Origin of the sequence: Labrenzia sp. THAF35 (genome assembly GCF_009363595.1) — a bacterium.
Lineage (GTDB): Bacteria > Pseudomonadota > Alphaproteobacteria > Rhizobiales > Stappiaceae > Roseibium > Roseibium algicola.
This window is the reverse complement of the sequence record NZ_CP045380.1, coordinates 2,350,264-2,364,118: the sequence shown is the minus strand read 5'-3', so window position 1 is coordinate 2,364,118 and position 13,855 is coordinate 2,350,264. Positions and strand designations below refer to the sequence as shown.

General features: G+C 58.4%; 6 protein-coding genes. 3 read left to right on the top strand and 3 right to left on the bottom strand.

All coding sequences use genetic code 11. The annotated features are described in order from the left end of the window. Nucleotides 1–132: 132 nt before the first annotated feature. Nucleotides 133–1,500, bottom strand: a complete 1,368-nt coding sequence (locus FIU93_RS10810; protein WP_023001179.1) for an ABC transporter substrate-binding protein — start codon at nt 1,498–1,500, stop codon at nt 133–135. Nucleotides 1,501–1,749: 249 nt separating this feature from the next. On the opposite strand from FIU93_RS10810, the gene FIU93_RS10805 reads away from it, so the two are divergent. Next, nucleotides 1,750–2,793 carry a substrate-binding domain-containing protein gene (locus tag FIU93_RS10805; RefSeq protein ID WP_152505564.1) on the top strand — a complete coding sequence of 348 codons (1,044 nt, stop codon included), beginning with the start codon at nt 1,750–1,752 and terminating at the stop codon, nt 2,791–2,793. Here FIU93_RS10805 and FIU93_RS10800 read toward each other — a convergent pair whose 3' ends face one another. Next, nucleotides 2,794–3,462 (bottom strand): GntR family transcriptional regulator, encoded by a 669-nt coding sequence (locus tag FIU93_RS10800; RefSeq protein WP_152505563.1) that lies wholly within the window; start codon nt 3,460–3,462, stop codon nt 2,794–2,796. A gap of 673 nt (nt 3,463–4,135) precedes the next feature. On the opposite strand from FIU93_RS10800, the gene FIU93_RS10795 reads away from it, so the two are divergent. Both FIU93_RS10795 and FIU93_RS10790 read left to right on the top strand, forming a co-directional pair. Then, the gene (locus FIU93_RS10795; protein ID WP_152505562.1) at nt 4,136–6,175 is read left to right on the top strand and encodes an EAL domain-containing protein; all 2,040 of its coding nucleotides are present in this window, start codon (nt 4,136–4,138) and stop codon (nt 6,173–6,175) included. A gap of 196 nt (nt 6,176–6,371) precedes the next feature. Next, nucleotides 6,372–7,862 (top strand): TolC family outer membrane protein, encoded by a 1,491-nt coding sequence (locus FIU93_RS10790; protein ID WP_209010335.1) that lies wholly within the window; start codon nt 6,372–6,374, stop codon nt 7,860–7,862. A gap of 53 nt (nt 7,863–7,915) precedes the next feature. Here the strand turns inward: FIU93_RS10790 and FIU93_RS10785 are convergent, their stop codons facing one another. Then, the gene (locus tag FIU93_RS10785; protein WP_152505561.1) at nt 7,916–13,771 is read right to left on the bottom strand and encodes a cadherin domain-containing protein; all 5,856 of its coding nucleotides are present in this window, start codon (nt 13,769–13,771) and stop codon (nt 7,916–7,918) included. Between the last annotated feature and the right edge of the window lie 84 nt (nt 13,772–13,855).

The following is a 13,855-nucleotide window of genomic DNA, read 5'->3' as shown; positions in this document are numbered from 1 at the left end:
CCATTATTGATTATGGGGAGGCACCCGGAAGACCGGGGGCTTCCTGCGTTTAGGAACTTTGTTTGTTGGACGTTTTCGCCGATCCGTCAGAAGAACGGCCAGCCTCCCTGGGGAGACCGGCCGCCTGAAGGATTACTTGAGGGCGTCCCAGCTTTTCTGGATTTCTTCGGCGACGGCTTTTGCGTCCTTGCCGCCGGTATAGTCGACCATTCCGGTCCAGAACGTGCCCGCGCCAACGGCACCCGGCATCAGGTCGGAGCCATCGAAACGGAAGGTGCTGGCATTGACCAGGATCTCGCCCTGACCGCGCAGCGTGTCGTCCTTGTAGGCTGCCGGGTTGGCACCCTTGTGAGGCGTGAGGAAGCCAGTCTGGGCCATCATCACTTCATGCGAGAGCGGCAGTTCGAAGAACTTCATCAGTTCGTTGGTCGCGTCGGACGGATTGGTGATCGCCATCAGCGTACCACCACCGAGAACCGGGCTGCCGAGATCCTTTTCCGCGTAGGCCGGAAAGTAGAAGAAGTCGACATCGGTGCCGAACTCGACGCCATCCGGGAAGAAGGCCGGCACGAAGGATGCCTGGCGGTGCAGGTAGCACTGCGGCGGTGAGGAGAAGAGACCCTTCGGGCTGTCACGGAAATCGGTGGAAGCAACGGCTCCCGCACCGCCCGCGACCTTGGCATCGTCGCGTGCGAACCAGCCGAATTCCTCGATCGCGGCAACGACACGCTCGTCGTCAAAGGGGATCTCGTTGGTGGTCCACTGGTCGTAGACGTCAGCCGGCTGCGTGCGCAGCATCAGATCCTCGACCCAGTCGGTTGCCGGCCAGCCCGTGGCAGCACCTGAACCCAGACCGATACACCAGGGTGTTTCGCCATCGGCAACGATCTGCTCGGTCAGCGCCTTCAGCTCTTCCATGGTCGTCGGCACTTCATAGCCGGCGTCCTCGAAGTTTTCCGGCACGTACCAGACAAGGCTCTTGACGTTGACGTTGTAGAAGAAGCCGAACAGCTGATCCTGGCCGTCGGCATCCTTGTAGGTGCCGAGGTTCACCCAGCTTTCGCCGGCCCCGTAGTTGTTGGCGACCCAGTCAGCCATGCCTTCCGGGAGCGGCTTCAGCAGGCCGCGCGCAGCCATGTCGGCGGCAAGGCCCGGCTGCGGGAAGACAGCGATATTCGGTGCGGCGCCGGCTTCGGCATCAATCACGATCTGCTGTTCGAAGGAATCCGAACCGGTGTAAATGACTTCAGCGCCGGTAGCTTCGGTGAAATAGGCTAGCACGTTGCGGAAATAGCCGTCTTCCGGCTGCAGCCACGGGCCGGCGATCGTCACGGTCTGCCCCTTCAGGTCAGGCGCGCTCTCAGCCCATGCGTTGTAGCTGTCCCAGTTGAACGGGCCTTCGCCCGGAGCGAATTTCAGGTCAGCCGCGGATGCAGAGCCCGCGCCAAGCCCGATGGCAAGCGCCAGACCTGCCGTGCAGGCTTTCAAACGTAGTTTCATATCTGTCCTCCCAGATTGTCCCTATGCTGGAACACTCCACCCAAGGTGGCATACCTCGCCACCTTGCAGCAATACCAACCCGTTTTTCCAGGTCGGCAATTCTACCAGAACCCTTTATCCAAACCGCTTTGGATTTGGCCCTAACCATGTCTTCAGGCTTCGGCCTTGTCAAGCGCGCAACTCGCGAATTAATGTTGCATTTCAATAACAGCCTGTTGGGAGGGCGCTTTCAAAGCGTTTTGGGCCAGAATGAGCAATGGCGTAAACCTGAAAGAACTGTCGCAACGGCTGAACCTGTCTCAGACCACGGTAAGCCGCGCACTCAACGGCTATCCGGAAGTCAGCGAAGAAACGCGCAAACGCGTGACCGAGATGGCCGACAAGCTCGGCTACGCGCCCAACAGCCAGGCGCGGCGGCTTGCAACCGGCCGCGCAATGGCCATCGGCCATGTCATACCGCGCTCAATTCACGAGATGATGAACCCGATCTTTCTGGAGTTCATAGCCGGCGCCGGGGAGACCTATTCGCGCCACGGCTACGACATGATCATCTCCGTCGTCGACGATGCCAAGGAAGAAGACGCCTACCGGCAGATCGCCTCACGCAAGAAGGCCGACGGCGTGATCATTCACGGCCCCGCAAATGACGAGCGCAGGCACAGGCTTCTGAAAGAACTCAATCTGCCCTTCGTCGTGCACGGGCGCATTCCCGGCGCCGAGGACGAAACCTCCTGGATCGACATGAACAACCGGCGCGCCTTCGAACGGGCGACCAACCTGCTGCTCGATCTCGGCCACACCCGGATCGCATTGTTGAACGGTCTGGAACATATGGACTTCGCCAACCGGCGCCGGCGCGGCTTCGAGGAAGCGCTGGCAGCACGGGGCCTGACACCGGACCCGGCCTTGATGCGCAGTGCGGACATGACCGAACCTTACGGCTGCGACAATGCGATGGAGATGCTGAAGAGCGACAATCCGCCGACCGCCTTCCTGATTTCGTCCATGATATCAGCGATCGGTGTCGCCCGCGCTGTCGGCCAGTGCGGATTGAAGACAGGCAGGGACGTGTCCATCATCACCCATGACGATGCCCTGTCTTTCCTGCCCAACAGCGGAGAAGTGCCGATTTTCACCTGCACCCGCTCCTCGGTTCGCTACGCCGGGGAAAAGGCTGCCGAGCTGCTCCTGAACATGATTTCCAATCCGGCCAGCAAACCGGCTTCCCTGCATCTGGACGCGGAGCTGATCATCGGACAGTCCACCGGCCCGGCCCCAGCTGCGCCAAAATGATCAAACGTGGCTGAGACCGCAGTCCTGCAGCACATCCTTCATCCTGAGCATTCCGTTGAGACGGTGTAATCGCGCCGTCTCCGTGGCGCCGTCGGTGTCGCCGTCCCGGATCGCCTGCACAATCTTGCGATGATCGGCAGCATTTGATGCCGGTGCCTTGTTCAGGCGCAGCAACACGGTGTTAGCCCGGTAGACCTGATCGAGAAACCCCTCGATTTCAGCTTCCAGACGCAGATTGCCGCTCGCCTTGGCCATCAGCCTGTGGAACCTGTCATCGTGTACGGCCCAGGCTTCGATGTCCTGACGTTCCAGCGCATCATCGGACTCGTTGAGCACTTCTTCGATTTCCGCGAGCGTCTCGTCGCCCGCCTTGCGGCAAGCGGTGCCTGCGGCGAGGGCTTCAAGCGCCGAAAGGATCTGGTAGATCTCGCAGATGTCCTGCAGCGAAATCGGCAGAACCTTTGCTCCCCGGCGGGGCACGAGGTCCACCAGACCGTCAGCCTCCAGCCGGATAAGCGCTTCGCGAACCGGCGTCCGGCTCATGCCCAGCCGTGTCGCGATGTCCGGTTCCGGCGCCTGAAATCCGGGCGGCAATTGCCCGTTCAGGATCTCGGTTTTCAAGCGTTCATAAGCGTTGTCGACGCGAGTGGATCTGGCTTTCGTTGGCATTGCGGGATGCACCCGTTCTCCTGACGTGTCTTAAACAGTTTGCATTGTCCCGCACCTCTCGCTCGAGGCCGGAGCGGCATTTCTGATCGCTGAAGGCATTGCCCTCCGGCGCGGCCGCCCTGTTTTGGAAGCAAATCAATGCCGTATTGCTAATTATATCGATAGAATTTTATCCATCCCCATGCCCTGAGGGCACCCGGGCAGTGTCGCGACCTTCCGGATCCGCTCATTTGCTGGATTTTGCACGAATTTCGGGCTTTCTTGAGGCTCAAAAATATTGTCAAAAATTACGGTGACTTAAGGACATGCTCCAGTTACCGAAGCGTCAAGTCAGTGCTGCAGAACGCGCCACTTCCTGAAAATGCCGCGCTTTTGGCGGCAGATGTTTACGAATTGCCTGGCTCAGACAAAGGGCAGGTTTTGCCACGCTCTTCAGAAGCAGCTCTTCCGCTCCAATTGCACGCAGGTAAACCGGCAGCGGCACCTATGCACCCCAAAGCCGCTCGAAAAATAGGTCAATACTGACAATAATAGCCACCAATTGAACGGATACTTCATGCGCAATTACAACAATACCAGATTAAACAAAGAGCAATACTTGAAATACTCCGGAAAAACACAGTTTGTTATGTTTTTTAAGCTTTCATGAAATCAACCGTCGGTGGGAGCTTTTATGGAACGCGTCGCAACAGTTTTGTCTTTTGAGCATGACCATGCTCTTTTGACACTTGCGATCGCAACGTGTCTCTTCGGATGCGCCTTCTCCTTCCTGCTTCTTGCGAAGGTCGACCGCGATGCAAGCCCTGCACGGGTCATCTGGCTCATCTGGTCTGCACTCGTCGGCGCCTCGGCAATCTGGGCGGCCCAGATCATCGCCTTTTCTTCGGTAAAGCTTCCCGCGGAGTCAGGGTACCGGCTTCAAACGGCTCTGCTTGCCCTGCTTGTCGTCTTTGCCGGTCTTCTGTCAGGTTATGCGCTCGCTGTGCGGCGAAACATCCGGCTCGCACCGGAACTTGGCGGCATCCTGTTTGGCCTTGCCATTGCAGGAATGGGTCTGACGCTGACGACGGCCAGGGAGATCGCCGGTTTACCTGATACGAGCGAAGCCTTCGGACTTTGGACATTTCTGTTCGGAACGTGCCTTGGGGCAATTGCAATGAGTTTCGTTCCGCAGCTGCAGTCCAGGCGCGCATATGTAAGTGCAACGCTGTTCCTTTTCCTGTCGGCAGTTTCGATACACTTGCCGGTGCATTCCCCGGCCACGCCCCTTCGCGAAGTCAGTTTCCCGCGCGAAATCATGCTCATGTCCGAAAGGCACATGATGGTGATGTCGCTGGTCATCTTCGGCCTATGCACCTTTGCGGCTGCAACTGGTGCGCTGCTCGACCGGTACAGGAAAAACGCGGCCAGGCGAGCCTATAAACACCTGTCGCTGCAGGATTCTCTGACACGACTTCCAAACCGGCATTTTGTACAGAAGGCTGCGGCAGACCTTCTGGAAAAGGCCGAACTGGAAGGCAAGACATGCGCCGTCGTGCTGATCAGCCTGGACCAGTTCAAGGCCATCAACGACCTTCACGGCTACGAAGTCGGCGACACTGTCCTGTGCACCCTGGCCAATACGCTGAAAAACAACCTGAGCGACAGGGTCTTCATCTCCCGCTTCTACGGCGACGAATTTCTGGTCATCAATCCGTCGCTCGACACTTTGGATGACGCCGTGGACTTCGCCCGTCTGGTTCGCTCCCTTGCCCGAAGGCCGGTTCAGTGGAATTCCTACCGCCTGTCCATCCGCTCCAGTATTGGCCTTGCCGTGTTTCCGCGCGACGGCAAGGACCTGAACAAGCTGGTGCAAAGGGCTAACCTTGCTGCCAAGCAAGCAAAATCGATCGGCGGCAACCTGATCCAGCCCTATGTCACGGGCATGGAGGAAACCAATCGCTGGGAGGCGGGCCTGGCGGCTGACTTGCGCAATGCAACGCTCGAAAACCAGCTCAATCTGGTCTTCCAGAAACAGAACCTGACAAAGACCGGCGAGCTGATTGGCTACGAAGCTCTGGTCAGGTGGCGCCACGCGGAAAAAGGCCCGATTCCGCCGGAGGACTTCATTCCGATTGCCGAACGGTCAGGCATTATCCTGGATATCGGCAACTGGGTCCTGGAAGCTGCCTGCAAGGAAGCTGCCTGCTGGGAAAACCCGGTAACGCTGTCGGTCAACGCTTCCCCGCTGCAGTTCTCCCGTTGCGATTTTGCCGGTCTCGTTTCCACCGTGCTGATGAAGACAGGCCTGCCGGCGGAACGCCTGGAAGTGGAACTCACCGAATCCACCCCGATCGAGGATCACGAACGGGTTCACGAGACGATCCTCTCGCTGCGCAAAATGGGCGTGCGCGTTGCCATGGACGACTTCGGCAAGGGCTATTCCTCGCTCAACACGCTGCAAGCCTTTCCCTTCGACAAGATCAAGGTCGACAGAGCCTTCACCCAGTCGCTGGAAACCAACCCTCATGCCCGGGCAATCCTGCGCTCTGCCGTTCTGCTCGGCCATAGTTTCAAGATCCCAGTAATCGCCGAAGGTGTCGAAACGGAACGACAGCTGCAATTCCTGCAACAAGCCGGATGCCTGCAAGTGCAGGGCTTTCTGTTCGGGAAACATCTACTGCCTTCGCAGATCAAAAAGTTTCACCCGAGTTTAGACAGAACGGGAAGCTGACTTATCACTGAATTCAACTTAAATTATTATCAAATTAAACCTTGATATTAATATCAATATCCTAAAAGAAGCAACGCCAAACAAAGATTACCCTAGGTAATTACTGAAAATTCTTGACCATATTCTCTAAGCTCAACTTACTTTTGATTAACTATAAAATTTTACCTTAAGGGCAGACAACGATCACGGTGCTGCAATGACGACCTTCCCTGCCCCTGCCAAACTGATGCACGGATTGAAAACCCGCCTTGCCGGTCTGCTGGCAGGCGCGTCACTGATCAGCCTGTCCTTCGCCAGCGCAACCGTATCCGCCCAGTCGCTCGAAGAAGCCATGGGGTCGGCCTACGCCATCAACCCGGGCCTCAAGGCGGAACGGTCGCGTTACGAAGCGACCAACCAGGACGTCTGGACCGCTAGGTCCGAGTTTCTGCCGACGGTTACCGGCACTTACCTGGGAGAACAGAACGCCTTCCGCAGCGAGCGCAGCGGCAACAGCGACAGGTCGTTCTTCCACGAGCTGGGCATTTCCATGTCCCAGACGGTGTTTCAGGGTTTTGCGGGTGTCAATCGGCTGAACCAGGCTCATGAGGAAGCGAATTCCGGTCGCAACCAGCTCATTGGCGCCGAACAGACGCTGCTGTTCAATACAGCTGATGCCTATCTGCGCGTTGTTCGCGATCGGGCGATCCTCGCTCACCTGCGGGCCTATACCAACGTGGTGCAACGGGAAGTGAACGCCGCCCGCGCCCGTTACAAGTCGGGAGACGCAACGCGCACCGATATCGAACAGGCGCTTGCCCGTCTCGGTGAAGCGCAGGGGAATTCCGACCAGGCGGTCGGCGACCTGGAAGCCTCCGAGGCTGTCTATGAGCGCCTGACCGGACAAAAGCCGGGCAAGCTCGGCTGGCCTGGCATTCCACAGACAATCGAGCCCGCCGGTCTGGATGACGCGATCAACGTCGCGCTGCAGAACAATCCGTCCATCCGCGCCGCAACGGCAGATGCAAGGGCCGCACGTTACGCCGCACGCGCCGCAGTCGGCGACATGCTGCCGCGTGTCTCGCTGGAAAGCGAATGGCAAACCGGTTACCAGGGCAACCTTGGCAATCAGGACGAAGAAGACTTCCGCTTTGGCGTGCGCGTCACGGCCCCTTTCTTCACCGGTGGCCGCAACATTGCCGCGGTCAAACGCGCAAACTTCACGGCAGCCCAACAGGAATACGAGCTGGACGACACCCAGCAGATCATCCGCGAGAACGTTGTCCGTGCCATGAAGCAGCGGGCTGCCTCAAGACTGAAGGTAAAGGCGGTAAAGCGCGCGATTGAGGCCAACCAGCGCGCGGTCAAGGGCCTGCAGGTGGAATTCGACAGCGGTCAGCGGTCCCTGCTCGATGTTCTGGACGGCGAGCGCGAACTATTGCTCAGCAAGGTCGACCATGTCCGGGCACGCTATGACAGCCGCATTGCCGACTTCTTCCTGCTGGCCAACATTGGTCGGCTGGCGCCGCAGCATTTCGGGATCATCGAGGAACGGCCGGCACCGGTCCCGCGCCTCATGCCTGAGTTCAATACCTGGGACCTGCGCCTTGGACCGTCGGAAAACGATGTCTTCCAGTCGACCGTCGTCGAGGTCGTGACCAGCGACACCGTCTTTATCGAGACAGAACCACTGCCTCCAATTCAATAACCGGCAACACAAAAAGCGGGCGTAACAAGCCCGCTTTTTTGCCTTCCTGCTGATCAGTACTGAACGCCTTCCAGATCCGTGAAGTCGATGCGTCCGCCATCGGCAAACTCGATGTAGCCCCCCGAATCCTGCGAAAGGGTGATCTCGCCCGCCACTGCATCGATGCTCTCGATGGAACCTTCCGTCATGGTGATGGACCAGTCGACACCATAGGTTCCGATATCGGTGCCATCGGCGGCCTTGCTCAGATCGACGATATCGATCCAGCTCCCGCCGGCACCGCCGTAAATGCTGTCATGCCCGTCGCCGAGCATGTAGGCGAACAGATCCGACCCGTCACCGCCGGAAAGAACGTCGTCGCCCGCGCCACCCCGGATCACATCGTCACCAGCCCCGCCATAGATGAGGTCGCTGCCCCCCTGACCCAGCAGGATATCATTTCCGCCAAGTCCGGAAATGCTGTCCACGAAATCGCCCCCAACAATCGTATCGGCATTACTTGTCCCGACCTCGCACAGGGGCACATCATCAAAGTCGACCACATCCAGAGTAATTGTCTCGGTATCCGACAAGCCTCCGCTGTCCGTCGCGGTAACGTCTATCGTGATGCTTTGCTCCGTTTCGTAGTCGACTGCCGCATCATCCTTCAGCTTCAGCAGATAGCTGTCGCCATTGCTCACGACTTCAAACCGGTCATCCGACACCGTGAAGGTGTGCGTGTCGCCGATATCGGGGTCCACTACCGAAAGCTCGATAAGTTCGACACCTGTCTGGTTTTCCGGAACGTGATACTCGTTGCCCGTACAGTCGTCGTCGTGGCCGTGATAGGTCTGACCGTGGACACCGTCATCTTCGTGATAGTGCCCCGTTTCCCCGTCCTGGATATGCCCCCAATGGCCATCATGATGATCGTCCCAGTGCTTGTTGCCCTGGTCCGGCCGGTAGATCGCGTTGCCGACGATCAGATCAGGCGGCGAGTTCTCAATCACACCCGAAGTCACCGTCACGGGAAAAACCGCGCTCGACTGGGATCCGTCACTTGATGTGGCGGTGATCGTCACGTCGATGGTCTCGCCTGCAACCAGCGCTGCACCACTGGCGAGGGTCACCACACCGGTGTCTGCGTCGATATCAAACCGGCTGTCGTCGATGGAATAGGTCACCGTGTCTCCGGCGTCGGCATCTTCCGCGAATGCCGTCAGGCCGATCACCATTCCGGCAGCAGCTGTCGCCGCAACCAGATTCTGGGCCGTATCGACATCCCTGACAGGCCCGATCGGCTCATTGTCGTCGGCAGGCCCTTCCGGCTCCACGTCGATGACGTCGATCACGATGGTTTCCGTGTCCGACAGCCCGCCGCTATCGGTAACGGTAACCTCAACGCTCACCTGGGTCTCGGTCTCATAATCGAGCGCCACACCGTCCTTCAGTTTGAGAATGTTCTCACCGTTGATCGATATGACCTCGAAGCGACTATCGGAAACCGTGAAGCTGTGCGTATCGCCGACATCGGGATCGAATACCGACAAGGCACCGATTTCCGCCCCCGGATCTTCTTCATAGACCGCGGCACGAGCCGTGGTTTCGAAAGTTGTCTGGTCGAAGACGACGTCGTCGAAATCCTCGTCACCCCCGCCGGCAATGTCCTCAAAGCCGATCCTGATGCCGCTTTCCACCGTGTAGTCGTATCCATCCGGATTGAGTGACCCGTTACCGGAGAAAAGAACATTGACCTCGGCCCCGACCAGCAGCGTCCCGTCAGGTCCGACGGCCTGCCAGTTCCCCTGCCCGTCCTTCTGGAACGTCACCTTGTCACCGGCAAGAAGACCATTGTTCGTGTCTGCACCATCCGGGATCAGGAAATAACCGATTTCGCTCGCTTCGACGCCTTCCAGATAGAGGGTCGCCGTATCGCCCGGTGTCAATTGGTTCTGGTTGACCCAGACGATTTCGCCGGCCACGGGATTGCCGTTGCCGTCCACGTAGAAGACACCCAGCACATTGCTGTGGCCGGCGTATTCCTCGACAAAGGTCAGCGTCACGGAAACGCCCGGCCCAAGTTCCGGATCGAAGTCGAGGTCCGGCGCCTCATTGGCATCGGCAATCGCAATCGTGAAGGTTTCGGTTGAGACTGATCCGTCAGTCGAAGTAGCCGTCACCAGAACATCGATTTCCGGTTCGGTTTCCTTGTCGAAACTTGCCCCACTGGCAACGGTGATCACCCCCGACACCGGGTCGATCTCGAAGCGCGCGTCACCGCTGAGCTGATACGTCACGCTGTCACCTGCATCCGGATCGTTTGCAAAGGCAGTCAGACCCACGACGGCACCTGCAGCTGCGTTTTCAAGGACCTGATTTGCGCTGGCATCAATGTCCGCGAGCGGACCAATGGGAGAATTGGTGTCGTCGATATCGATCACGTCGATCACCACGATCTCCGTGTCGGAAAGACCGCCCTGGTCAGTTGCCGTCACCTCAAGGGTCACCTGAGTCTCGGTTTCGTAATCGAAGGCCTGATCGTCCTTCAATTTGAGCAGGTATCTGTCGCCGGATACGACCACCTCAAACCGGTCGTCCGAAACCGTGAATGTATGCGTATCGCCCACATCCGGATCGAATACTGACAAGGGCGCAATCTCAGCGCCGTAATATTCCTCGACGACCGCAGTGCGGTTGTCGGAAACAATGGACACACTGTCGATCAGCGCACCACCCAGGTTATCGGAACCGATCTCAACGAATGTCAGCGTATTGGAGCCGTCGCCGGATCCGCCAACGATGTCATAGGCATAGGCCTGCCAGCCCGTTCCCGTAGTGGCCGGGTCGATCGTGTCGATCAACTCGCCGTTCCAATAGACCTCGGCGACACTTTCCCCAACGCCGCCGCGCGACTTCATGTCGAATGTCAGATGATAGACCTGACCATCAAGCTGCCCCTCTATTTGCTGAGAAGCCCAGCCATTGTTCATGGCTGCAAGGTCCAGATGATGACCGCCGTCTGTCGCGCCGTAACTATTGTGCCCCGCCTCATGCACATCGACGTTGTCGTAGGTCCAACCCTCGATCGAAATCGGGTTTTCGTACCAGCCGGACCCGGCTGGTCCGCCGTGAACCCCGTCATAGATTTCGAAGCTGCCGTTGACGACAAACTGTTCTGAGCCGTTTTCCAGATGAACGATCAGATCCGGTGCTTCATTGTTATCTGTCACGGCCACGGTGAAGGTCTTCGTTGAGGAAGAGCCATCCGTTGACGTTGCGGTGACAGTCATCTCGATGGAAGGTTCTGTTTCCGCATCGAACTGCGCGCCATTCTTTACGGTGATGACACCTGTATCCGGATCGATCTCGAATCTGTCGTCACCAGTCAGCTGGTAGGTGACACTGTCCGCCGGATCAGGATCCTCGGCGAAGGCGGTGATCCCGGCATATTCACCGCCATTGGCGGTCTCTGAAATGCTGTTGGCTGCCGGGTCGATGTCGCTCACCGGCCCGATATCGAATTCGTTTTCGTCGCCCACAATAATCCGGAAGGTGCCAGTCGAGGTTGACCCATCCGTTGACGTGGCTGTGACTTCAATATCGATAAAAGGCGTCGTCTCGCGGTCAATCACCGCGCCATCGGCAACGGTAATAAGGCCCGTATCCGGGTCGATTTCGAACCGGCTGTCTGTAATGGAATAGGTGACCGTGTCCGTTACATCCGGGTCTTCGGCAAACGCCGTCACACCGACAACCGTGCCACCGGCAGAGTTCTCCTGGACGAAGTTGTCGGCACCATCAACGTCCGTCACCGGGCCGATATCGAACTCGTTCTCGTCGCCCACCGTGACCCGGAAGGTACCGGTCGAAGTCGATCCATCCGTGGACGTCGCCGTCACTTCAATATCGATAAAAGGCGTCGTCTCGCGGTCGATCACCGCGCCATCGGCAACGGTAATCACGCCCGTATCCGGGTCGATCTCGAACCGGCTGTCTGTGATGGAATAGGTGACCGTGTCCGTCGCATCCGGATCTTCGGCAAACGCCGTCACGCCGACAACCGTGCCACCGGCAGAGTTCTCCTGGACGAAGTTGTCGGCACCATCAACGTCCGTCACCGGACCGATATCGAACTCGTTCTCGTCGCCCACCGTGATCCGGAAGGTCCCGGTCGAGGTTGACCCATCCGTTGACGTTGCTGTCACTTCGATGTCGATATAGGGGGTTGTTTCGCGGTCAATCACCGCGCCATCGGCAACGGTAATAACGCCCGTGTCCGGGTCGATCTCGAACCGACTATCGGTGATGGAATAGGAAACTGTATCCGTTGCATCCGGGTCTTCAGCAAACGCCGTCACACCGACAACCGTGCCACCGGCGGAGTTCTCCTGGACGAAGTTGTCGGCACCATCAACGTCCGTCACCGGTCCAATGCCGAACTCGTTTTCATCGCCAACCGTGATCCGGAAGGTGCCGGTCGAAGTCGATCCATCCGTGGACGTCGCCGTCACTTCAATATCGATATAGGGGGTCGTCTCGCGATCAATCACCGCGCCATCAGCGACAGTAATTACGCCCGTGTCCGGGTCGATTTCGAACCGACCATCGGTGATGGAATAGGTGACCGTGTCGGTCGCATCCGGGTCTTCAGCAAACGCCGTCACGCCGACAACCGCGCCACCAGCAGAGTTCTCCTGGACGAAGTTGTCGGCACCATCAATGTCCGTCACCGGTCCAATGCCGAACTCGTTCTCGTCGCCCACCGTGACCCGGAAGATGCCGGTAGAAGTCGAGCCATCCGTTGACGTTGCCGTCACTTCGATGTCGATATAGGGGGTTGTCTCGCGGTCAATCACCGCGCCATCGGCAACGGTAATAACGCCCGTGTCCGGGTCGATCTCGAACCGACTATCGGTGATGGAATAGGAAACTGTATCCGTTGCATCCGGGTCTTCAGCAAACGCCGTCACACCGACAACCGTGCCACCGGCGGAGTTCTCCTGGACGAAGTTGTCGGCACCATCAACGTCCGTCACCGGACCGATATCGAACTCGTTCTCGTCGCCAACCGTGACCCGGAAGGTGCCGGTAGAAGTCGATCCATCCGTGGACGTCGCCGTCACTTCAATATCGATATAGGGGGTCGTCTCGCGATCAATCACCGCTCCATAGGCAACGGTAATAAGGCCCGTATCCGGGTCGATTTCGAACCGACTATCGGTGATCGAGTAGGATACCGTGTCGGTCGCATCCGGATCATTCGCAAAGGCGACCACGCCGACAACGGTACCCCCTGCGGCGTTTTCCGTTACAAAATTGTCGGTGCTGTCGACGTCCTCGACAGGGCCGACCTCGGTGTTCCCACCATCGCCGCCTTCACCAGCACCTCCGCCTCCGCCGCTGGTTCCGTCACCAACCTGGGAGCCCGATGACTGAATGCCATCGCCGCCCAGATCGAATTGAGACAACGTCGGGTCGAGACCACGCGCTTCCGGAACGGCACCGTCTCCAAGGCCGCCGTCATCGTTTGGACCACCATCGGCGGTTTCGGCCACTTCGGTACCGCCGTCCGGCAGTAGCGTGTCACCGGTTCCAGCTCCGCCCAATCCCTGACCCAGCCCCCCATGCGCACCCTGGCCGTCTCTGCCGCCGTCGCCGCCAAGTCCCTCGGCATCCTGGGTTGAAGCACCAGATCCTCGATCTTCGAGAGGCACAGCCTGATAAAGGTTCGCCAAGGTTGCTTCACCGGTATCTTCCGGTTCCACGGACAGGGAATAATCATTACCACCGGCCGGGCGGTAGGGATCGCCTGCTTGAGCCTCCATGCGTGCAGGCGACGGTTCTGATCCGCCGTTGGACTTTGCTGCGGTCTCCGTTGAAGAAGAAACGCCGGGCTTGCCTGCATTCGCTGAAGTATCGGTGTCGGCCATGACTTGCACGTGCTCCGTTAAAACCTAACGTCATCACACGCAGGGTTACCTTAATAAAAACCAACTTCAATCTTCGAATTACAT

Bases quoted from the DNA above. Each gene is read 5' to 3' on its own strand.
- FIU93_RS10805 (WP_152505564.1), top strand. From the start codon at position 1,750: ATGAGCAATGGCGTAAACCTGAAAGAACTGTCGCAACGGCTGAACCTG.
- FIU93_RS10810 (WP_023001179.1), bottom strand. From the start codon at position 1,500: ATGAAACTACGTTTGAAAGCCTGCACGGCAGGTCTGGCGCTTGCCATC.
- FIU93_RS10790 (WP_209010335.1), top strand. From the start codon at position 6,372: ATGACGACCTTCCCTGCCCCTGCCAAACTGATGCACGGATTGAAAACC.
- FIU93_RS10785 (WP_152505561.1), bottom strand. From the start codon at position 13,771: ATGGCCGACACCGATACTTCAGCGAATGCAGGCAAGCCCGGCGTTTCT.
- FIU93_RS10795 (WP_152505562.1), top strand. From the start codon at position 4,136: ATGGAACGCGTCGCAACAGTTTTGTCTTTTGAGCATGACCATGCTCTT.
- FIU93_RS10800 (WP_152505563.1), bottom strand. From the start codon at position 3,462: ATGCCAACGAAAGCCAGATCCACTCGCGTCGACAACGCTTATGAACGC.